Origin of the sequence: Allobosea sp. (assembly GCF_030695125.1) — a bacterium.
GTDB lineage: Bacteria > Pseudomonadota > Alphaproteobacteria > Rhizobiales > Beijerinckiaceae > Allobosea.
Genome location: NZ_JAUYTP010000029.1, coordinates 248857 through 270428, shown reverse-complemented (window position 1 = coordinate 270428; position 21572 = coordinate 248857). Strand labels below are relative to the sequence as shown.

20 protein-coding genes, 1 tRNA gene and 1 pseudogene are annotated in these 21572 nt (G+C 60.2%); 9 read left to right on the top strand and 13 right to left on the bottom strand.

Translation table 11 applies throughout. The features are described from left to right. The first annotated feature begins 121 nt into the window (after positions 1-121). The 7 genes from Q8S38_RS09690 (at position 122) to Q8S38_RS09660 (ending at position 9870) form a co-directional block, all read left to right on the top strand. Positions 122-529, top strand: coding sequence for a hypothetical protein (locus tag Q8S38_RS09690; protein WP_305680208.1), 408 nt, complete (start codon positions 122-124; stop codon positions 527-529). Further along, positions 519-1790, top strand: coding sequence for a relaxase/mobilization nuclease domain-containing protein (locus tag Q8S38_RS09685; protein WP_305680207.1), 1272 nt, complete (start codon positions 519-521; stop codon positions 1788-1790). The genes Q8S38_RS09690 and Q8S38_RS09685 overlap by 11 nt, the downstream gene beginning before the upstream one ends. Positions 1791-1816: 26 nt before the next feature. After that, a complete protein-coding gene (locus tag Q8S38_RS09680; protein ID WP_305680206.1) occupies positions 1817-2305 on the top strand; it encodes a hypothetical protein in 489 nt (162 codons plus the stop codon). Next, positions 2302-2532, top strand: a complete 231-nt coding sequence (locus Q8S38_RS09675; RefSeq protein ID WP_305680205.1) for a hypothetical protein — start codon at positions 2302-2304, stop codon at positions 2530-2532. The genes Q8S38_RS09680 and Q8S38_RS09675 overlap by 4 nt, the downstream gene beginning before the upstream one ends. Further along, the gene (locus Q8S38_RS09670; RefSeq protein ID WP_305680204.1) at positions 2529-3941 is read left to right on the top strand and encodes a type IV secretory system conjugative DNA transfer family protein; all 1413 of its coding nucleotides are present in this window, start codon (positions 2529-2531) and stop codon (positions 3939-3941) included. Before Q8S38_RS09675 ends, Q8S38_RS09670 begins: the two co-directional genes overlap by 4 nt. Positions 3942-4036: 95 nt before the next feature. Continuing rightward, entirely contained in the window at positions 4037-8410 is a 4374-nt protein-coding gene (locus Q8S38_RS09665) for a P-loop domain-containing protein (RefSeq protein ID WP_305680203.1), read from the top strand. Positions 8411-8595: 185 nt separating this feature from the next. Beyond that, positions 8596-9870, top strand: a complete 1275-nt coding sequence (locus tag Q8S38_RS09660; RefSeq protein ID WP_305680202.1) for a hypothetical protein — start codon at positions 8596-8598, stop codon at positions 9868-9870. A 338-nt stretch (positions 9871-10208) separates the two neighbouring features. Here Q8S38_RS09660 and Q8S38_RS09655 read toward each other — a convergent pair whose 3' ends face one another. From Q8S38_RS09655 to Q8S38_RS09645, 3 genes are all read right to left on the bottom strand, one after another. After that, positions 10209-10499: a type II toxin-antitoxin system RelE/ParE family toxin gene (locus tag Q8S38_RS09655; protein WP_305680201.1), complete on the bottom strand. Its 291-nt coding sequence runs from the start codon at positions 10497-10499 to the stop codon at positions 10209-10211. Further along, positions 10492-10761, bottom strand: a complete 270-nt coding sequence (locus Q8S38_RS09650; RefSeq protein ID WP_305680200.1) for a type II toxin-antitoxin system ParD family antitoxin — start codon at positions 10759-10761, stop codon at positions 10492-10494. Before Q8S38_RS09650 ends, Q8S38_RS09655 begins: the two co-directional genes overlap by 8 nt. Before the next feature lie 88 nt (positions 10762-10849). Continuing rightward, positions 10850-11503: a hypothetical protein gene (locus Q8S38_RS09645; RefSeq protein ID WP_305680199.1), complete on the bottom strand. Its 654-nt coding sequence runs from the start codon at positions 11501-11503 to the stop codon at positions 10850-10852. 610 nt (positions 11504-12113) lie between these two features. Between Q8S38_RS09645 and Q8S38_RS24990 the strand changes: the two are divergent. After that, positions 12114-13130, top strand: a pseudogene (locus tag Q8S38_RS24990) (recombinase family protein); the annotation flags it as partial. Between the two features lie 496 nt (positions 13131-13626). On the opposite strand, the gene Q8S38_RS09635 reads toward Q8S38_RS24990, so the two are convergent. Beyond that, positions 13627-13711: transfer RNA gene (locus Q8S38_RS09635), tRNA-Leu, on the bottom strand. A 277-nt stretch (positions 13712-13988) separates the two neighbouring features. Here Q8S38_RS09635 and Q8S38_RS09630 point away from each other — a divergent pair. After that, entirely contained in the window at positions 13989-14510 is a 522-nt protein-coding gene (locus Q8S38_RS09630; protein ID WP_305680197.1) for a disulfide bond formation protein B, read from the top strand. Positions 14511-14519: 9 nt separating this feature from the next. On the opposite strand, the gene Q8S38_RS09625 is transcribed toward Q8S38_RS09630, so the two are convergent. The 9 genes from Q8S38_RS09625 to Q8S38_RS09585 form a co-directional block, all read right to left on the bottom strand. Further along, entirely contained in the window at positions 14520-15077 is a 558-nt protein-coding gene (locus Q8S38_RS09625; protein ID WP_305680196.1) for an HNH endonuclease, read from the bottom strand. A gap of 307 nt (positions 15078-15384) precedes the next feature. After that, on the bottom strand, positions 15385-16281 hold the full coding sequence (locus tag Q8S38_RS09620; RefSeq protein ID WP_305680195.1) for a 3-hydroxybutyryl-CoA dehydrogenase: 897 nt from the start codon (positions 16279-16281) through the stop codon (positions 15385-15387). 96 nt (positions 16282-16377) lie between these two features. After that, entirely contained in the window at positions 16378-17325 is a 948-nt protein-coding gene (locus Q8S38_RS09615; protein WP_305680194.1) for an electron transfer flavoprotein subunit alpha/FixB family protein, read from the bottom strand. 2 nt (positions 17326-17327) lie between these two features. Continuing rightward, positions 17328-18077: an electron transfer flavoprotein subunit beta/FixA family protein gene (locus tag Q8S38_RS09610; protein WP_305680508.1), complete on the bottom strand. Its 750-nt coding sequence runs from the start codon at positions 18075-18077 to the stop codon at positions 17328-17330. 189 nt (positions 18078-18266) lie between these two features. Further along, positions 18267-18962 (bottom strand): rhomboid family intramembrane serine protease, encoded by a 696-nt coding sequence (locus tag Q8S38_RS09605; RefSeq protein WP_305680193.1) that lies wholly within the window; start codon positions 18960-18962, stop codon positions 18267-18269. Between the two features lie 8 nt (positions 18963-18970). Further along, a complete protein-coding gene (locus tag Q8S38_RS09600) occupies positions 18971-19552 on the bottom strand; it encodes a cob(I)yrinic acid a,c-diamide adenosyltransferase (RefSeq protein ID WP_305680192.1) in 582 nt (193 codons plus the stop codon). 62 nt (positions 19553-19614) lie between these two features. Beyond that, positions 19615-20208, bottom strand: a complete 594-nt coding sequence (locus Q8S38_RS09595) for an acyloxyacyl hydrolase (RefSeq protein ID WP_305680191.1) — start codon at positions 20206-20208, stop codon at positions 19615-19617. A 206-nt stretch (positions 20209-20414) separates the two neighbouring features. After that, complete coding sequence (locus tag Q8S38_RS09590) at positions 20415-20603, bottom strand: twin transmembrane helix small protein (protein ID WP_305680190.1); 189 nt, start codon at positions 20601-20603, stop codon at positions 20415-20417. A gap of 79 nt (positions 20604-20682) precedes the next feature. Next, positions 20683-21555, bottom strand: a complete 873-nt coding sequence (locus tag Q8S38_RS09585; protein ID WP_305680189.1) for an ABC transporter permease — start codon at positions 21553-21555, stop codon at positions 20683-20685. Between the last annotated feature and the right edge of the window lie 17 nt (positions 21556-21572).

Genomic DNA, 21572 nt, shown 5'->3' with positions numbered 1-21572 from the left:
GGTGCGCTTTCCCGGGTGGGAAGCAAACCTCGTCCTCGATGAATTAGCTCAATGGGAACACGTCCTTAAGGACACATCGCTGGCGCGGCTCAAGCCGCCCTCACCGTGAGGGTAGCCGGTCATGACCCAGCTCCCAACACCTTCTGGAAACTCTGCCAGTAAGCGTCCGCCGCCGTTCAGCCTCCGCCTGACAGAGCAAGAGCGCGCCTATTTGATCGACCGGGCGAACGGAGCGCCGCTGTCGTCGTTCATCAAAGCGAAGCTGTTCGATAAGCAGCCGCTGCGGACGCGTCGCACCGGCTCCATTATCGAAGATCGGGAAGCCTTCGCACATGCGTTGGCGCTGCTCGGCAAGTCGGACCTAGCGCGCAATGTTGCCAGCCTGGCTCGCGCTGCCGAAGTCGGCGCGCTGGCCGTCGATCCCGACACCGAAGCGACGCTCCTGATCGCGTCTCAGCAAATCCAGCACATCCGCACGATGATGATGATCGCGCTCGGCCTGTTCTCGGAGCGCTTCGATGATCCTTAAAGGCTCGCAGCGTGCATTCGGCCAGAATCTGGCCGCGCATCTCATGAAGCTCGACGACAATGAGCATGTCGCGTTGCATCAGTTGCGCGGCTTTGCTGCCGACGATCTGAAAGGCGCATTCAAGGAAGCTGAGGCGATCAGCCGGGGCACCAAATGCAGCCAGTATCTATTTTCGCTGTCATTGAGCCCGCCTGAACAAGAGCGCGTCCCTCCCGCGATCTTCGAACGCGCGATCGACACGATCGAACAGCGGCTCGGCCTTGAGGGGCAGCCTCGTGCGATCGTCTTCCATGAAAAGGAAGGGCGTCGTCACGCCCATTGCGTCTGGAGCCGGATCGACGCGGAGACGATGACGGCGCGCCCGATGTCGTTCTTCAAGAACCGCCTGACGGAACTTTCGCGCGGCCTCTATCTCGAACACGGTTGGAAGATGCCGGACGGAATCCGAGATTCCGCCAAGCGCGATCCAAAGAATTTTACGCTCGCCGAATGGCAACAGGCCAAGCGCCAGGGGGGAGATCCGCGCTGGCTCAAACAGTCCATGCAAGAATGCTGGGCGATGTCTGACGATCGCAAGGCGCTGGGGCGCGCGCTCGAAGAACGCGGCTTCTTCCTCGCCAAGGGCGACAAGCGCGGCTTCGTCGTCCTCGATCATCAAGGCGAGGTGTATTCACTTCCCAAGATGCTCGGCCTCAAAACGAAAGAGGTTCGCGAGCGCCTCGGTGACGGCGATCTGCCAACCGTCGAGGCGACACAGAAGACGATTGGCGCGCGGATGACTCCGGCGATTCGTCGTCATGTCGAGGAATCGCGCACACGCTTCCTCAAGCGTTCGGCGACGCTCGGCCATGCCAAGATGGAGATGACGCATCACCATCGCGACGAGCGCGCCAAATTCGATGAACGGCAGCGGCGCGATTGGGATGAACAGAATCGCGCGCGGGCTGCGCGGTTGCCCAAAGGCCTGAAAGGTCTGTGGCACCGGTTGACGGGTGACTACCAGAAAGCCCGCGCTCTGAATGAAGCCGAGGCGGAACGAACCCGCCAGAAGCAAGCGCAGGAACGCCAGGCTCTGATCGATCGGCAACGCGATCAGCGCGCCGCCCTCCAGGCGCAATTCAAAGAGCTTCGGCACGGCCAGGCGCAGCAGCTTCGCGAGCTGCGGCGGGAGATTGGCCGCTTCCTCATCCTCTCGCGCGGGCACAGCCAAACGCCGGAACGATCGCAGCGCGCGGGCCTCGGACTACGCCTCGAACGATAGCGTCTCTCTCACAATGGAGAAGGTCGATGTCTCAACAAAACGACGAAACCAAAGGCCTCATTATGGTCGTCGCCTTCCTGGGCGCGGCCATTTACGCGATGGCGATTTTCGCCTTCATCATCGCAGCGTTTGCGTCGCTGATCATGACGCTCTGCTGCTTCTTCGCCTGGAATTCGCCCCTGACGCTTGGCTCCGCAACGCTCATGCCGGACGTGGCCCGAGCGTTCGTCTATCGCGGATTGATCGGCGCGCTTGTCGCGGCTGCGTTTTCGGTCTTCGCGGCGATCGTCTTCGGTTTCTGGATTCAGGATCAGGCCGTGCCTTACATCCTGCTGGGTGGATACACGCTCGGCTCCATCGGCTTAGAAATTCTCTGGGCGCAGGAAGACAATCAACCCGCGCCGCCGAACCAGACGATCATTCCACCGAGCCAGCAGATCACGCCGCCGCAACAGCATGAGCCGTCGCGCGTGCCCTTCCGCTTCGCCAGTTGGGACGATGAGGATGGGCGATGAGCATCGGACGGCTCGTCCAGATTTATCAGTTCTTCTGGATGCTCGAATCCCACGCGCAGCAGCGGCTTGCGTGGGAAGACGCCGAACAGATGCGGACTGCGCGGCTGCGGGCCGAACACCAGGCCGCCGCGCAGCTCCAGGCGATGCTCGTTGCTAATCCGAGTGGCTCGCTCGGTCACGCCCAGCTCAATGACGAACAGGCCTTGAAGGATGCGGGGCTGATATGAATGAGCTGACGCTTTCCTCGCCGTCGCGCCATCTGCGCCTTGGCATCGAGTTAGGCTTCTTCCGGGGCCGCCCCGTCATCTATGACGGCACCGAGCCTGTCGCCATCGATGCGCAGGCCGGTAAGGGAAAGCTGGCCCGGTTCCTCGGCGTCAATCTCGTATCGCCGCGTACGGCGCACCTGACGAAGATCATCACCGATCCCAAGGATGCCGAGTTGGCCTGGGTGTGTTGGAAGACGCTGGAGCGGCAAGGCTACCGTGTCCGCTTCATCAACCCTGACCGGCTCTATGGCTATCCGTCCGAGAGCTTCAATTTCAACACGGGGCTGCTCGAAGTCGCCGCCCGGCCCGAGCTGCGCGGCATTGTCGGCGATGTCGCCTATGACTGCGCGAGCTATCTCGTGCCGGTCGATCCCAATCCTAATCACCGCTGGATCGGGCAAGGCGTCCGTACGGCGTTCTCGACCTACAACAAGATCACCGCCTTAAATCCCACAGACCGCTGGCCATCAACAGCGGGCGGGCTGTGGGATTTCTTCGCAAGAAACCGCGAAGATATTCGCGACGATTTCCTCGTCTGGGCGTCTGACAGCCGGATGGAGGATGATTGGGGCATGTGCCAGCAGCTTGCGAGCCTGACCGGCTCCCAGGATCAATGGAATGCCTACAACTCCGTCATCATCGAGCGACTGCGCGCGTATCAGCCTGGTAGTGCGGCGCGCACGGCCACTGATCGCAACACGTTCGACCCTGCCGATATGAAGCGCGAGCGCACGGCGCTCTTTATCATTGGATCGGCCCGTAGTGAGACAAGCCGCACTTTCGTCGGCGCGATGACGGCGGCCATTGTTGAGCGCTTTGCCGATGCGCACGGGCCACTACGCGCCCTTCTCGTCGGCGAGGAATGGGGACAGCTCTATGTCTCCAACTTCTATGAAATCCTAACCCTCTATCGCCAGGGCGGGATCAATTTCCTCGGCGTGTTCCAGAACGCCACGGCGCAGATCGAAGCTAAGTACGGCAAGGAAACCGTGCGGATCTGGAAAAAGGCCGTCGCGCACACGCTCTATCGCGGTCTACCGGACAATGAGACGCTACGCGATATCGAGCATCGCTCGGGCAAGACGAGCGTGATGGTGCGCGGATTCAATGTGAGCCAGAACCAGGTGAACGGCTCGGGTGACAATCTGTCGGAGCAGCCCCGCCCGTTGCTCCAGGTCGAGGACATTCGCGCGGCGACGGGTGGCGAGTCAGCCCTATTGGAAGCGCGCGATCATGGGTATTTTGTCATCGATGTGCCGAGTTTTTGGGAACGGCCCGAGCTGAGCGGCCTGTTGCGGAATATCCAGTTCAAGCCGGAAAAACTTGCCTATTTAACCCAATCCAAAAGTCTGCCAAAATTTCGATAATTGAAAACGCAAGTGGACTTCGCCTTGAACGAGGGCATAAGTTTCACGTAGCGCTTCAGTATCGTGTGGCCTACCAAGTAGGACGGGGTGGATAATTGGCCGGGAACAAAACCATAAAATATAGCGCGATCACGCGCGCCGGGTACGAATATCAGGATCTAGTGGGGATCGACCTTCTTATTAGGCACTATCGCGATCCGGAATTGTTTGAGTGGGTCCAGCTTGAGTCCGACGATCCGAATGTGAAGGCTCTGGACGATGTCGTTGCCAAACGCAAGGACGGGTCTGTCGAATATGTGCAAGTCAAGTTTACCGTTAACGCCGAAGAATATGCTCTCGATTGGGATTACCTTCTTTCCAAGAAAGAGAACGGGACTAGTATGCTGGCAAAATGGGCCAAGTCTCTCGCCCGCGCCAAGACGAACGGTCCAATCCATAGCGCGCAACTTAAGACGAATAGAGTCCCGACACCCGCCTTTTCAGCTTGCCTCAACGGATCGTTCGTTGATCTCGCGAAGGTCGATGCCGACGTGCTGATTCGCCTTGAAGCCGAATGCGGCGGCAGGGCCATGATGGAGGCTTTCTTTGAGACGTTTTCATTTAACTCAAGTCTTCCCAATCTCGACCAATTAGAATTATCCTTACGTGACCGAATCGTGCCTACCGATACTGATCTATTTGGGTGGTTGCTTCTGCGTAACGAGGTTACACGATGGGCCATTCTTCAACGTGAGCCGCCGCCTGACGGAAGGATACTTAGAGATCATGTCGTCAGATTAATCTCGCGGAAGCGCCCACGGCCAATTAGCCAAGAATATTTCGTTCCTGACGATTATGCTCCGCCTTCCTCGTCTTTCGACGAAGCGTTTCGAACGCGGATCGTAGACGAGACAACCCCATTGACAATAATGTGGGGCACGCCGGGCCGGGGTAAGAGCACGTATCTCAGCTACCTTACGCGCGAATTGCAGTCACAAGGCAATGCGGTGCTGCGGCACCACTATTTCATATCGTCAGAAAGCTCGAGTGCAAATCGGGCGTCATATACCGACATTGCTGTCTCGCTCTATGATCAACTTTTCAGCCGATATCCCGAATTCACGGCAGGCGTAACCGACGACACAGAGAATCTGAGGCTTGGTCTAGGAATCGCTGCCGAGAATCTCGCGCGCGAGGGGAAACGGCTCTATCTATTTGTCGACGGGCTTGACCACGTCTATCGGGACACGCATCGGACCGACCAGCTCAACCACCTCTTCAACGTGTTATTTCCGCTACCCGACAATTTGTCGTTGATTGTCGGAACTCAGCGCGTGGCCGACGACCGACTGCCTTCGAAGCTACTTATCAATGCAAAGGATGATGACTGGATTGAGATACCACGTATGGACGAGGTCGCAGTCCGCAGATGGCTCGAACGGCAAGACCGAGCCCGCCCCCTCAACCTTCGATGGAGCGGTCGGCGTGCGGAAGAGGTCGACAAGATCGGTACCGCACTCTTTCAAATAAGTCATGGCCACCCTCTTCATTTAATCTATGCTTTTGAGAGTTTGGTTCGATCGGGGAAGCCATTAGACAACGATGCCGTACTGGCGCTGCCGCAGTGTCCCGACGGTGACATTCGAACATATTATCAAAGCTTGTGGCTTCGCATCAGCGAACCTTCACGTAATATTCTTCACATGCTCGCGGGGTCTGATTTTTTTTGGCCAAGCTCGGGCATCCGCGCATGTATAGGGGAATACGGCGAAGTCTCATTTCTTCTTGAGCCCCACAACTCTGGAATGATGCCATTCCATGGAAGCATTTTTGCATGGGTTAGGGAGCGCGCCGATCATGAAGAGCGTTACGCGGCGCTCCTGCCTAGAATTGTACACTGGCTCGATAAGGAAGCGCCGGATTATTGGCGGTGGGGATGGCTTTGGTTGATGCAGGCTGCCGCCGGCAACACAGCGCCGCTTCTCGGCGGCACGACCCGGGAGTGGGCTGTCGATTCATTAGCCAGCGGGTGGCCAGAATCGCAAATCCAGGACATTCTCTCTGCAGCTGAGCGTCTCACGTTTCAAAATGTCGATCTGCCTGCGACCGTGCGACTGAGAGCGATAAAGACTCGGGTGAGCAATGTTCGAGAGTATCAGGCTTGGGATTTCGGTCCTTTCCGAGGCGCAGCTCTGGCTGTGGCAGATAATCGCCAGCAGGCGATCAATCTTCTCGACGCACTCGGTCATCTGACGAACGACGAACTCAGTGCGCTCGCGCGTCACGGTCCGGAAGCCCTGCGTAGCGATCTTGTCGAAGGATGCTATGCGGAGCTTGGTCGACGAATAAACACGTGGATCGTTCTTCGTCATCGACCTGTAGATGATTTCACCAAGCTCTCGCATGCTTTTTTGGACGTTGCGGCTCTTGGTGGCAAGGAGCGGGTCGTAAGAATAATGGCTTTTCTCAATGGGTATCGTCAACCCTCTGCGCATATCATTCGTTATGTCGAATTATTAGCAAAAGTACATGATATCGAGGCGCTAGAGGCAGTTGAAAATTCACTTAAGGGATCAAAATGGATTGATCAGCGACGGATAATTCAACAACACATTTTGAGAGCAGCGCTATTCTTGGGAGCTGATCCGCTTCAGCGTCTCAAACGGGGAAAATTCAATCACTTGCCGTTTGCGGCGGCTTGGCTATCGCATAAGGCCCCGTCTGTAAGATCCAGCGCTTTCGTGCCTCCACTGCCCACGAATCTGACTCGGGAGCGCTCGTCGCCAGCAGACAGCGTAGATATGCACAATTTCTTTGTTGATTCGTTTTGGATCGCTGTCCGTGCTAATATATTGGCTGAAGGGCCCTTTTCACTGATCTATCCTGGCTTAGTGCGCGGCGACCTCGGCTTCATTGATACTGTACTAGATTGCATTGAAAGTTGCGCGGCGGATCTAATATCTGGACGGATTCCATGGACATACTCTACGCCCTTCTTGGCTGCCGCAGATATCGCAAGCGTATCATTCACGGGCCGCAACGACACAGAACAAGCTCTCTACTTCGCGTTTAAAAAATTGCTGACGTCAATTGCTCTGGACATTCACCTGATCGGCCTACCAGATAAGAACGTGGTTGGCATTTCGGCAGATGAGTTTGCGATCGCACGGGCGTCAGTTCATTGGGTCGACGAGTTATTGATCGAGGCTAACGTCGAAAACCGTATCCCTTACCTGAGTGCCGAGGCCGCCAAATGCCTCCTTGATGATCTGTCAAAAGATTTAGCTTCCAAGGTCTCAGAGTTCAACGAGAGGGCAGAGCAGTGGACGAAATATGCCTCGCTCTCGCATCTTTATGGCTTTGGTAATGCAGGAGCATTGATACGCAGAGCGGCGTCATGCCTGATTGGCTACGGGCATCGGAAGGATACTTTTGCGTTCGAGGTTCTTGACAGTATCGAAGAAGTCCATCGCGTTGACCCAGGCAAAACCGCAGAGTGGATTTCGAAAATTACTCCGATCGTCGATTGTATTACAGATTTCACCGATGGAGATGAGACACGCCACGCACGATCAGAGCTTATTGAATTAGTTTCTTACGCACTACCGCATCTCTTGCCAAAATTCTATGAACACCACCTTGATGGCGACGAATGGTATTATGCTAATCAATGCTTAGAAAATTTCATTAAGTTTTCTGAATTGGATAGCCGCGAATTCGAAGCCCTTATTGGGACGCTTGTGGATCAGGCGACACTTGATGAATTGGCGAAACGGGCAGCGGATAAACCTGATGCCCAAGCGTTGCTTGCTAAGCAGATAGCTTTCTTAGGTGGATCTGCTGCTCCGACCAAACGTGAGCACTCGACGCCTGATCGAGATTTAACTGAAGAAGAAATTAATATTACGAGACAGGACCCAACTTTATTTGGTCCCGACGATTTTTCCGGTATCGCAAAGACCGTCGGCAGGCCACATTTTCACTATAGTCAAAAGAAGAATTTTATTGAACGTTGGCTTCGCTATTGGCATGCCAAGAAGAAGTCTCGCCAAGCGATTGCATCGGTAAAGTCGTATTTTGAAAGTGACAACATGACCTATCATGTTGAAGAATGTCTGGATACTGTGTTCGAGATTAGCCTTGAATCAGAGGGAAGAGATTCGGCTTATCATTGGCTGGTAATGGGCCATATCCGACGTCATGGCTGGGCGAGCTATTTTACATCCAAGGAAGAGGTTGAAGCGCGCCTTGAGAACGCAGCACGCGTCTATCCTGAGCGCTGGAAGGACTTCATCCGCGATACATCGACACCATTGGATTTCTATGCGCGTCGAGGCCACGGTTTCTCGATTGGGTTCCGCCACCTCGTTCGTTTCCTTCTGGCCGTTGGTCAGACAGCGCTGGCACAAGATGTCACGTCGGAATTCGTATCTACGCTCATAGCCGAAACTAAAGATCAGCCTATCGAGGAGGCTACATGGCTTCGGTAGGAACAGTGATCGCTACGACGACGGCGTTGCTCGTGCTGCGGCTCAAATGGCCGGTGCCGATGGTACGATGGCGCGCCGCACGCGAAATTCGAAGCTTATTGCACGACGAAAGTACCCGGGCCAGCATAACGTCCGAGCTTATGAGGTTTCTAGAAAGGTGCAACACGGAGTCGGAAATTTGCTCCGTGCTCACGCTACTGCTCCTAACAGACAGCCACGCACGGCCAGCCAGGAACGATATCGTTGAGAGGATCAGGCGCCCATCAATACTTGCTGATTTGCTACTTCAGAAAATCTTTGGAGCGGGGGCGGAGCTCGGTGGTTGGGAGACAGCACATTCCGGTCAAGTACCAGACGAGTTCGAGCCCGATGATTACTTTATCAAACATAAGGGCAGTCACGTCCCGCCGGTGCTATATAACGAGCTTCGGAAGCTTCAGCGCATGACATCACTGCCATTCATCCGGCAATGGGCGTGGGAGTGGAAGCATTTGTGTGAAGAATTTAGTATCGGCTTGACATTATACCCCAATTATTTCGATGGGTATGACGAGACGCGCGGGGAAGTGATGGGTCAGTATCTGCAGCGGCAGACCGAAGCTTACCGCTCCGCGCATATCCGTACATTCGCGCACGCGGTTGTCGAATGGGGAATGCCATTCTCGAAAGCTGCGGGTTATCTTCTGGATCACATCCCCGCCGTCGGTGGCATCTTCGATCTCGATCCGGGCGCGAAGCCTGATTGTTTGTTTGATCTGCCTGAAAACTGCTTGAGGGAGGGAAGCGTGCTTGGCGCGGTCCTTACCGATTGGGTCCGTGCGGGTCGGTCTTCGAAAATGCGGTGCGTCTCGGTGAAAAGTCCTTTCCCCTTGGACCTCATGAAGTATGGGGAGGTGTATGTGGGAGCCTACTTCGTCACGCCCGATTTCGAGTTGGATGAGAAGCGCGGGCTTTACGAACCGATGGACTTCACGTTGAACACTGACCGAATTTCCGTTGACGGCATCGCTCAAAACACGAAGATCGAAGATATGAGGCGAGAGGGTAAGGCCGGATGGGCTGCCCCGGTATGCTCTTCGCTCCTGCCTCTTCCGCATGGCTACTGGAATGCGGACTATTTTGCACTCGGGCTCCCTATCGTTACGCCCTATTGCCTACCTCGAGACGCATTCATTCAAGTGCGAGGGGGAGCGCTTGAGTTGGGCGTTGAAGACGAGCACTTTGCAACCACTAGGATTTGGAATGACGCATGGAGGCCAACCTATCCACGAGGGGGCAACACGCGGTGCGGGGCGGTAGCGGAGCTGGAGAAGGAGATATTCGAGACGCTTTTGAACCGCGTTCCGGAAGGTTTAAAAATTGCCTGGTTCATTAAAACCCGCGTGTGGAAGCGGCCGAGTCAATACGGGGAATACGCGATGGAGGAGCGCTCTGCGGTTGTCATGGACGATGCCATCTAATTTCATGACGCTGCAGCCCGCTGGTGCCACGCATGAAAGTGTGGCGAAGATGCAGGGCGGCATACGTCCCTGGTTGCGCTCCATCGGCAATCACGGTGGCCTGGGCGGGGTCTTGGGGAGGGGCACGGAGGCCTTTCCCAAGCGCGATGAAACGGCGGACGTTTCGCTTGGCGCATGAAGGCTCGATGCCGGAATGCGCCAATGGCTTGGGGGTGCACGGGGGCGCGCAGCGGCCCCCTGCCAAGATTGCGGTACTACACCGCACATCTTGCATTCTTCCTTAGGCGTATGCCGGTCTCAAAATCAGGGATGATGCACAGCGGGTCATGCCAGCGTTCTTACAGGGCCAGGCGCTTCACGCTGCTCTTATGAACGATTGCCAGAACGGTGATGCCGCTCGGTGCTTCTTGATACAGGATGATGTGTGATCCGTGCTCGTGACGTCTCACGCCGGGTCGGATGCCATCAGCCTTGCGGCCCATGCGGGGCGTGTCGGCGATCAATTGAAATATGCGTTCAAGGTCGGCGGCATAGGCCTCCGCCTGCCGGGCTCCAAATAGCTTCATGCCATAGAGCGTCAGATCGAAGAGGTCCGCTTCGGCGCGTTCGGTGAGGTCGTAGCTACTCACTCAGGAACCCGTCGGCCTTTGCCTGCTTCTTGGCGCGGGCGACGATGTCGGACACCGAATTTTTGCTGATGCCGCTGGCGCGGGATTCATCCACGATGCGGCGAAGGTCGTCGAGCGAGAGTTCGGGATGCGCGCGGCGCTCGCGGTCGCGGCGAACCAGGTCGCGGACGTAGTCGCTCGTGCTGGCGTATTCGCCTTCCTTGATTTGCGCCTCGATCCAGTCCTTCATCGGATCGGGCAGGGAAATTGTCATGGTCGCCATGGGGCACCTCCTATTTCCACTATCATATCAAAAATAAGCGAAAATCACAAATATTCTTATCTGAGCCCAGGCGCATGGCCGGATGCACTCAGTCCTTATCGAAGTCCGTCGCGTTTCTCTCGCGATAATCCCGTAGTTGGGCGCGGGCGGCCTCATAGCTGAATTGGGGTGAGTTTCGCTCCAACCACAAGAGGCGCTGGTTGAAATGATGCTTGTCCAATTCGATTCCTCGCTCCCGGTTTCGAGGCGGCAAGCCGATGGGACCGCATAGCCTGATTTGCGCGAGCAAGTGCGCGTATTGCATCCGATGGATCGCCTCGGACGGTCGCCCTTCGGTCAAAATCCAATAGTGAAAGCGCCAGAAGCTCTCGTTCCAATTGTAATCGACATCGTCGATCGTCGTGAACTTCGTTCGCCGCTTCCCCTTCACGCGCTTGATGTGAAACGGGATCAGCATGTGCTCGAAGCCCTCGTAGTCTTCGCCCTTCGCGGTTCCGTCCCGAGGATCGCCGCCTTCATAGATATCTCTAAACACGCCGATCTCCGTGAAAAACACGCGGAGCTTGGCGTAGATCGCCTGGATGCTGTTTGCGCTGAGGTCGATGGTCTTCGCGGCCTCAGCCACCGGCCTGTCGAGCACGAAGCTCCAGAGCACCCGCTTGAACTGATATTCGCTCACTTTCGCCAAATGATAGAAGCGATTGGCGGGCCGTTTGGCTTTCGGTTTGACGGACTTTCCCATGGGCTGATTTCCACTCTTTTATCAGCGGGTTAGAAGCACAGCGCTGCCGCGATCGGCTCAATCTCCTTGTATAAAGTGCTCCGGCGCTGGCTGGCCGATATCTGGAGCTAAGTTACACTGCTGCTTATGTTTTTCCATCAATCCAACGTCGCAGACGCTGCGGCGTCGGATCGGGAGCCTTATAGCAAATAGGAATAAAGTCCTTGTAATTTGACCCCGTTTTTGGTACGCTTTCTCTTTTGCCTTGGCTCGAAATGGAAAGGAGGCCGTCATGAAAAAGATTGAACCGGCCTCCGGCGAACATGCTGCCGTTGGTATCGATGCCGATCGCTATCTGCATCACCTCGCGCACCTCAATCTGCCGATTGAGAGCAAACGCGAGCTGGTGCGCATGGTCGGCCAGATCATGCGTTCGTCCGTCGATCGCGCCTTCGGCGACGACGCCGCGCAGCTTGCGATCAAGGATGGGGATGAAATTCAGGTTGCGCGTGAATCGCGATTCCCGGCTGTGGTATCCTCGGGTCATCACATCAACCCAGGAGATAGAGCCCTGAGGGCTGCGTTCCAAAAAGGCGCTGGCCGAGGGCGCCGGAAGGAGAAGCGCTAGCCCATGAATCCCGCCAAAATACAAAAAGCCGTCATCTATTGCCGTGTATCCGGTGCCAAACAGGTTCGCGAGGGCGATGGCTTGGGCAGCCAAGAGGGGCGGTGCCGGGAGTTCGCGGGCCACAGGAATTACGTGGTGGTCGAGGTCTTCAGGGACGATGTGTCCGGGAGCCTGACAGATCGTCCCGCCATGAAGGCGATGCTCGCCTATCTCAAAAAGCAGCGCGGTACACCGCATGTCGTGATCGTCGATGACATCTCTCGTCTTGCCAGAGGGATGAAGGCTCACATGGAGCTGCGCGCCGCCATCAGTCTGGTGGGCGGCATTTTGGAATCCCCTTCCGTCGAGTTCGGCGAGGATGCCGATAGCGAATTGCAGGAATACATCCTAGCGACCGTCGCCCAGCATCAGCGCCGGAAGAATGCCGAACAGACTAAAAACCGGATGCGCGCCCGCGCGATGAACGGATATTGGGTAACGAAAGCCCCGATCGGTTATCGGTTCGAACGTATCGCCGGGCACGGCAAGCTACTGGTGAGGCATGAGCCGCTTGCATCGATTATAGCGGATGCGCTCGAAGGGTTCGCCAGCGGTCGACTGCAATCCATGACCGAGGTGAAGCGCTTCCTTGAAAGCCAGCCTGCCTATCCGCGCAACAGCAACAACGAAGTGCATATCGGACGCGTCGAGGAAATGTTCGATCGCTCGGTTTATGCCGGTCACATTACGCATGAGGGGTGGGGTCTGCATCTTGTGCCAGGAAAGCATGAGGCGCTGATCTCGCTCGCGACGTGGCAGGCGATTCAAGAGCGTCGCTACGGGAAACCCAAAGTCCCTGCGCGTGTTGACCAGTCGGCGGATTTTCCGCTGCGCGGTTTTGTCTGCTGTGCGACGTGCTCGGAGCCGTTGACCGCGTGCTGGTCGAAAGGCCGAAGCGCGCGCTATCCGTATTATCTCTGCGACACGCGCGGTTGCCCCGAAGCTCGCAAGTCCATCCGCCGCGATAAGATCGAGGGCGAGTTTGAGACGCTGCTAAACGCGCTTCAACCGACCGAAGGGCTCTTCAATCTCGCCTTCGAAATGTTTCGCGATCAGTGGGACGCGAAGCTGATGAACGCGCGCACCCAAGGCGCGTCGCTCGAAAGCGAAATCAAACTCGTCGAGAAGAAAGTCGATCAGCTTCTCGATCGCATCGTCGATGCGACGAGCGATTCCGTTGTCCGCGCGTATGAAAAGCGGATCAAGGATCTTGAAATGCAGAAGGCGGTGATGCGCGATCGGATCGCGAATTGCGGTAAGCCGCTAAAGAGCTTTAGCGAGACGTATCGAACCGCCTTCGACTTCCTCGCAAGTCCTTGCAAGCTTTGGCATTCTCCACACATCGAAGATCGTCGTGCGGTGCTGAAATTAGTGTTTGCGGAGAAGCTGCCCTATGCGCGCGGCGAAGGATATCGAACCGCGCAAATCTCCATGCCCTTTAAGATGATAGGAGGCATGAAAATGGCTGAAAATGAGGTGGTGCCCCTGGCCGGAATCGAACCAGCACTCCTTGCGGAACTCGATTTTGAGTCGAGCGCGTCTACCAATTCCGCCACAGGGGCCCCTTGCGGGCGGGCCGGACTATAGCGATCGACCGCCGCCGGTCAATCGGGCGGTGGGCGGCAAAAAGTGGAAGCGCCCGTCGCCGTCGCGTTGTCGGCCCGCCCCAGGATCGGTGCTCCCGCCGAACAGGGTCAGCTGTCGCGGATCCAGGGTCTCGCCGGAAAAGTCATCGCGCAGGGGCTGCGGTCACGACCCCGATGCTGTATTTCGGCCGCAAAGCCGGTTGCAGGATTGCGTCCGGCCGTTTCCCGCCGATCGCTGCCGCCGAGCCCGCCGATGACATCTTCTGCCCTTGACGTGCGGACCCCGGTGATCACGCCCGCCCGCCTGATCGCGCTGATCGGCCTGTGCTGCCTGGCCCTGATCGCCGGCGCCTGGTTCTTCGAGATCGTCTGGGGCCTGCGCCCCTGCAAGCTCTGCCTCGAGCAGCGCCTGCCGCATTACGCCGCGATGGGGCTGGCGGCCGCTGGTCTCGTCCTGGCGCGCTCGGCCTGGCTGCAAGGGCTCGTCCTGCTCGGGCTGGCCGGGCTGATGGCCTGGAGCACCGGGCTCGGCCTCTACCATTCCGGCGTCGAATGGGGCTGGTTCGTCGGCCCCAACGACTGCGGCGGCGCGGCCGCGCCGGTCGCGGCGGGCGTGCAGGACTTCATGAAGCAGCTCCAGACGACACGCGTCGTCGCCTGCTCGGAAGCCGCCTGGCGGTTTCTGGGGCTGTCGCTGGCCGGCTGGAACGCGCTGGCTTCGCTGGCGCTGCTGGGGCTGGCGCTGGGCGGTCTCGTCAGGCGGCGAAGCGCATAGCGCGCGGCCTCACGGCTCCAGTTCGGAGTCCCAGTAGAGATAGTCGAGCCAGCTCTCGTGCAGGTAGTTCGGCGGGAAGAGCTTGCCGTTGCGGTGCAGGTCGTTGACCGTCGGGGCGTAGGCCTTCTGCATCGGGAACATGTCGACGGTCGCCGGCATCTTGTCGCCCTTGCGCAGATTGCAGGGCGAGCAGGCCGCCACGACGTTCTCCCAGGTCGTCAGGCCGCCCTTCGAGCGCGGAATGACGTGGTCGAAGGTGAGATCGTCGCGGGTGCCGCAATACTGGCAGGAAAAGCGGTCGCGCAGGAAGACGTTGAAGCGGGTGAAGGCCGGCGTGCGCGAGGGCTTGATATAGGTCTTCAGAGAGACGACCGAGGGCAGCCGCATGTCGAAGCTCGGGCTGCGGACGACCGTGTCGTATTCGGACACGATGTTCACGCGGTCCATGAAGACCGCCTTGATCGCATCCTGCCAGCTCCACAAGGAGAGGGGATAATAGCTCAGCGGCCGAAAATCGGCGTTGAGGACCAGCGCCGGACAACTGTCCGGTGAGGCCATCGGATGCATCACATGCGCCGTCAAACCCGCCGCACCTCCGCTTCATCGGACGGGACTCAACCCGTCTCGACATCAATGTAAGCGCGGGACGACAGGAATGTGAAGGGGTGCGGCGATTGGGCCGTCGGGACATGGCGTGGCCAATGTCGCGCGACGCCAACCATGCTGTCATCCCGGACAAGCGGCGTAGCCGCGCCGATCCGGGATCCATGCCGGAACGCAGCTCTGAGAGGTTCAGGAATGGATCCCGGGTCTACGCTTCGCTTCGCCCGGGATGACGGCGCGTTTCCGATGAGCAGGAGATCCTGCGCCGAACTCAGCGCGTCGGGACCGGCTTCTCGCCGCGGTAATCGTAGAAGCCGCGCTTGGTCTTGCGGCCGAGCCAGCCGGCCTCGACATATTTCACCAGCAGCGGGCAGGGCCGATATTTGGAATCGGCGAGGCCATCATGCAGGACCTGCATGACCGAGAGGCAGGTGTCCAGGCCGATGAAGTCGGCGAGCTGGAGCGGGCCCATCGGGTGGTTGGCGCCGAGCTTCATGGCGGTGTCGATCGCCTCGACCGAGCCGACGCCCTCATAGAGCGTGTAGACGGCTTCGTTGATCATCGGCAACAGGATGCGGTTGACGATGAAGGCCGGGAAATCCTCGGAGACCGAGACGGTCTTGTGGAGCTTGCCGACGAACTCCTTGGCCAGCTCGAAGGTCTGGTCGTCGGTGGCGATGCCGCGGATCAGCTCGACGAGCTGCATCAGCGGCACGGGGTTCATGAAATGAATGCCGATGAAGCGCTCGGGCCGGTCGGTCGCCGCCGCCAGCCGCGTGATCGAGATCGAGGAGGTGTTCGAGGCCAGCATCGTCTCGGGCTTGATGTGCTGGCAGACGGCGGTGAAGATCTTGCGCTTGGTCTCTTCGCTCTCGGTCGCAGCCTCGATGACGAGATCGCAATCGGCGAGGCCCTCCAGACCCGGAGCCGCGACGATCTTCGCCATCGCGTCGCGCCGGATCTCGTCGCCGATCGCACCCTTGGCGACCTGGCGGGCCATGTTGCCGTCGATCGTCGCCAGCGCGGCGTTGATGCGCTCCTCGGCGAGGTCGTGCAGCCTGACCTCGAAGCCGGCAACGGCCGCCACATGGGCGATGCCGTTGCCCATCTGGCCCGCGCCGATGATGCCGATCGTCCTGATCGCCTGAGCCGACATGGTCTGTTCCATCTCCGGTGTCATCGCTTCCATGGCGGAAACGGATACGGGCTGCCCCGAAGGGCAGCCTCTTCATATATCAATCACAGGCGCGTGGCGCACCCGAGTTCACTTGCCGATTTTCGCGAGTTCGGCGTCGAGCTCGGGCAGGAGGGTGAAGAGATCGCCGACGAGGCCGTAATCGGCGACCTGGAAGATCGGCGCCTCCTCGTCCTTGTTGATGGCGACGATGACCTTCGAATCCTTCATGCCGGCGAGATGCTGGATCGCGCCGGAGATGCCGACCGCGATGTAGAGATCCGGGGCGACGACCTTGCCGGTCTGGCCGACCTGCCAGTCATTGGGGGCAAAGCCGGCATCGACCGCGGCGCGCGAGGCGCCCATGGCCGCGCCGAGACGGTCGGCGACGGGCTCGATGATCTTGCCGAAGGCCTCCGACGACCCCAGCGCGCGGCCGCCGGAAATGATGATCTTGGCCGAGGCGAGCTCGGGACGGTCGGATTTGGCGACCTCCTCGCCCTTGAAGCTCGACAGGCCGTCATGGCCGGCTGCGGCGACCGCCTCGACAGGAGCGGTGGCACTGCCGTCGGCGGTCGCCTGGAAGGACGCGCCGCGCACGGTGATGACCTTCTTGGCGTCAGTCGCCTGCACCGTCTGGATGGCGTTGCCGGCATAGATCGGCCGCTCGAAGGTGTCTGATGAGACGACCTTGGTGATCTCGGAGACCTGCATCACATCGAGCAGGGCGGCCACGCGCGGCATCACGTTCTTGCCGGTGGTGGTGCCCGGCGCGACGATCGCGTCATAGGCGCCGGCGAGCGAGACGATCAGCGCGGCCAAAGGCTCGGCCAGGCGATGGGCATAGGCGGCGTCATCGGCGAGCAGCACCTTCTCGACGCCGTCGAGCCTGGCGGCGGCGTCCGCCACAGCCTTTGCGCCGTGGCCGGCGACGAGGACATGCACGGGGGCGCCGAGCTGGCGGGCGGCGGTCAGGGCCTTGCGGGTCGCCTCGTTGAGGCTGGCATTGTCGTGCTTGGCGAGAAGCAGCGTCGTCATGATCAGAGAACTCCGGCTTCGTTCTTGAGCTTGGACACCAGTTCGGCAGCGGAGCCGACCTTGATGCCGGCCGAGCGGCCGGCCGGCTCGACGGTCTTGATGACCTTGAGGCGCGGCGCGACATCGACGCCCAGCGCTTCGGCCGAGGTCTCGTCGAGCGGCTTCTTCTTGGCCTTCATGATGTTGGGCAGCGAGGCGTAGCGCGGCTCGTTCAGGCGCAGATCGGTGGTGACGATCGCGGGCAGCTTCAAGCCGACCGTCTGCAGGCCGCCATCGACCTCGCGGGTGACGTCGATCTCGCCGTCGCCGGCCACGACCTTCGAGGCGAAGGTGCCCTGCGGCCAGCCGAGCAGGGCCGCCCGCATCTGGCCGGTCTGGTTGGAATCGTCGTCGATCGCCTGCTTGCCGAGGATGACGAGCTGCGGGCTTTCCTGCTCGACGACCTTCTTCAGCAGCTTGGCGACGGCCAGAGGCTCGACCGGGCCGTCGACCTTGACCAGGATGCCGCGGTCGGCGCCCATGGCCAGCCCGGTGCGGATCGTCTCTGCGGCCTGCGCCGGGCCGATCGAGACCACGACGACCTCGGTTGCCTTGCCGGCTTCCTTCAGGCGCAGCGCCTCCTCGACGGCGATCTCGTCGAAGGGGTTCATCGACATCTTGACGTTGGCGAGTTCGACGCCCGAACCGTCCGCCTTGACGCGGATTTTCACGTTGTAGTCGACAACCCGCTTGACGGGCACCAGGATCTTCATCGTCATCATCACCGTTCAGAAAAGAGGCTGTCTCAGCCGCACCCTGCACCCTGTTCGAGGCCGCGTTGCGACCGGCGGCAGGATGGCGGCATCGCGGCTCTCGGCTGGAATGCGGTGGGACCGTAACGACGGCCGTTTGCGCTTGTCAACGCCGCGATTTGCCCATGCACGATGCCCCAAGGGCGCGCCTCAGCCGCGCGCGGCGCGCCCGAACAGCGTCATGCGGCGGTGGATGAACAGCGGCGTCAGAGCCGCTCCGGTGCCAAGCCCGCCGAGATGGGCCCACCAGCCGACATGGCCATCGGGATCGACCAGGCCCTGCACGAGCTGGAACAGAATCCAGGCCGCGATCGCATAGAGCGCGGTGATGCGCAGCGGAATCCAGTTGAAGGCCAGCCCCCAGATCCGCACGCGCGGATAGAGCATCAGATAGGCCGCGATGACGCCCGAGATGGCGCCCGAGGCCCCGACCAGCGGCTGGTCGGAGGTCGGATTCATCAGCGCATGCGCCAGCGAGCCGCCGAGCCCGCAAAGGACGAAGAACAGCAGGAAGCGCAGATGGCCCATCGCGTCCTCGACATTGTCGCCGAAGACCCAGAGGAAGAGCATGTTGCCGAACAGATGCGCGAGGCCGACATGCAGCAGGACATTGCTGAACAGCGTCAGCCAGGGCGGCGCCTGCACCAGATCCGCCGGCAATTGCGCCGCGCCGAAGAAGACGGAGGGGATCAGCCCGAAGCCGGCAGCGACCGCGATCTGCTCTTCGGTGCTCTGCCACAGCGTCATCAGCAGATAGACTGCGACGCAGGTCGCGATCAGCGCATAGGAGACGTAAGGCGCGCGCATGAAGCGCAGCGGCACACCGTCATGCAGGGGTATGAACACCCCTGGCGCTAGCGGTTCTGGCCGGGCACCCAGAGCACGTCGCCCTTTGCCTTGGCGTTGAGATAGCGCGACGCGACGAAGAGGAAGTCGGACAGGCGGTTGACGTATTGCAGCGCCGGCTCGCCGACGATCTCGCCTTGCGTCTGGGCCAGTTCGGTCATCAGCCGCTCGGCGCGGCGGCTGACCGTGCGCGCCAGATGCAGATGCGTCGCCGCCGGCGTGCCGCCGGGCAGGACGAAGGAGCGCAAAGGCGGAAGTTCCTCGTTGAGCCGGTCGATATCGGCCTCGATCCGCTCGACCTGAGCCTGGACGATGCGCAGCGGCTCATAGGCCGGCGGCTCGCCCGTATCGGGGGTCGACAGGTCAGCGCCGAGATCGAACAGGTCGTTGCTGATCGCGCCAAGCATGGCATCGACGGCGGGATCCTCGAGCGCGGCGTGCAGCCGCGCGATGCCGATGCAGGCATTGGTTTCGTCGATCGTGCCATAGGCGGCCACGCGCAGATCGTATTTCGGGCGCCGGGGGCCTGTCGTCAGACCCGTGGTGCCGTCGTCGCCGGTGCGGGTGTAGATTCGATTGAGCTTGACCATGACCGCCTTATAGCGCGCCGCGCGCGGGACGGAAGGTGTCGCGTGAGCGCAGAGGCCTTCTATCAGAAGGTGTAGCCCAGGCGCGCGCCGACATTGGCGGGGCCGCGGGGCTGGGTGCGGTCGGAGCAGCCGGCCGTGCTGAAATGCTCGAGCGTCGCGACCAGGCTCCAGCGGTCGTTGAGGCGGACGCCGAGCGCGGCGGCCTCGCGGGTGCCCGAATTGCAGCCGAGGTTGAGACGGTCCTGGGGGATGATGGCGCCGGTCTTGCCGTCGTTGACAGCCGCGCCGAAGCTGGCCTCGGCGAAGACGGTCTTGGTCAGATCGAGCGTCCAGGTCGCGCCTGCATAGGCATAGCGCGTGCCGTTGAAATTCGCGCTGGTGCCGAGATGGAAGCGCGGCATGAAGGCGTTGGCGAAGCGGTCTGTCAGGGTGAAGGGCCGCGGCGTCGCGATCTCGCCGCTGAAGTTGAGCAGCCCGCTCTCGCGGCCGCCCGGATTGGCGACGGCGGCGCCGATGCGCGCTTCCCAGGACAGGGCGGGTGCGGGTTCGCCCGTCGGTGCGTAGCTGGAGGCACCGGCCGGGAGACCCTGCGCGGGCGCGGCGACGGGCCACGCCATCAGGGAACCGGCCAGGAGCAGCAACGCGACGCGAAACATGGGCAAATTGTTCTTTGTGTCGGCGGGATTGAGGTTAACGGATCGCCGAAACTCATGACGAGATTATGGCTCGATTGCGGCGGCGGGCCGGGGGCAGACACGGCCGGCAAGCATTAAGCGTTAAATATCAGGGTCTTGTGAAAACTGTGGGTTGTGGAAACGCTCTGTGACGCCGCACGCGCCTGCGCGGTGCGGGCGACGCCGGCTCAGGCGCTGCGCCACCACAGCACGAGGAGAATGACGAGGATCGCGACGAATTGCAGGATCACCCGCAGGCGCATCAGCTTCTGCGAGGTACCGGCGCTGCCGCCGCGCAGCATGTTCGCCAGCCCGAGGACGAGAACGACGGCGACAGCGCCGACGGCGACTGGAACGAGGGAGCCTGTGAATGTCATGGATCAGCCCTTAAAGGGCCCCCGCGCGCTTGACCAGCGCGGGGGCCAGTGACGCTGGGCCGCAGGCGCGCGGCCCGGATCAGCGATAGCGCCGCTGCACGATCAGATGCGCCGCGACGGTGAGGATGATCGTCGCCGTCATCAGGATGAACGAGATCGCGCCGCCGAAGGGCCAGTTGTTCTGCTGGGCGAACTGGCCGTAGACCAGCGGCCCCATCATCTGGAACCGGGGTCCGCCGAGCAGGACCGGCGTGGCATAGGCGTTCATCGCCAGGATGAAGGTCAGGATGGTGCCCGCCAGGATGCCGGGCAAAGCGAGCGGCCAAAGCACGCGGCGAAACATCGCGGCCGGCCCGGCGCCGAGGCTGAAGGCGGCCTCCTCGACATTGCGCGGGATGCCTTCGATCACGCTCTGCAGCGTCAGCACCATGAAGGGCAGGTTGACGGCGATGATGCCGATCAGCACGGCGTTCTCGGTGAACATGATCTCAAGCGGCTGGTCGATCAGCCCCATGCCCATCAGCGAGGCGTTGAGAGCGCCCCTGCTGCCGAACGCGGTCATCCAGCCGGCGGCTCGGACCGCATTGCCGACGAAGAGCGGCAACACGACCGCGATGATCAGCAGGTTCTTGAAGCGGCTCTGGGTGCGCGCGAGCACATAGGCCAGCGGGAAGCCCATGATCAGGCACGCCACCGTGCAGACCACGGCGACGCGCACGGTGCGGGCGAGCACGTTGAGATAATAGCCGTCGGTGAAGAACTTGACGTAGTTCTCGATCGTCAGCCCGTCGACCATGAACTGGCCGGGAATGAACTGGTTGAGCGAATAGCGGAACAGGATCGCGATCGGGCCAAGAAGCCCGATCGCGACGAAGAGCGTCGCCGGCACGACGAGCAGGCCGGCCAGGCCGGTGCGCGCGCCGGCGACGGGTTCGGGAGCGGTCGTGCTCATGGCATGGCTCCGTCATG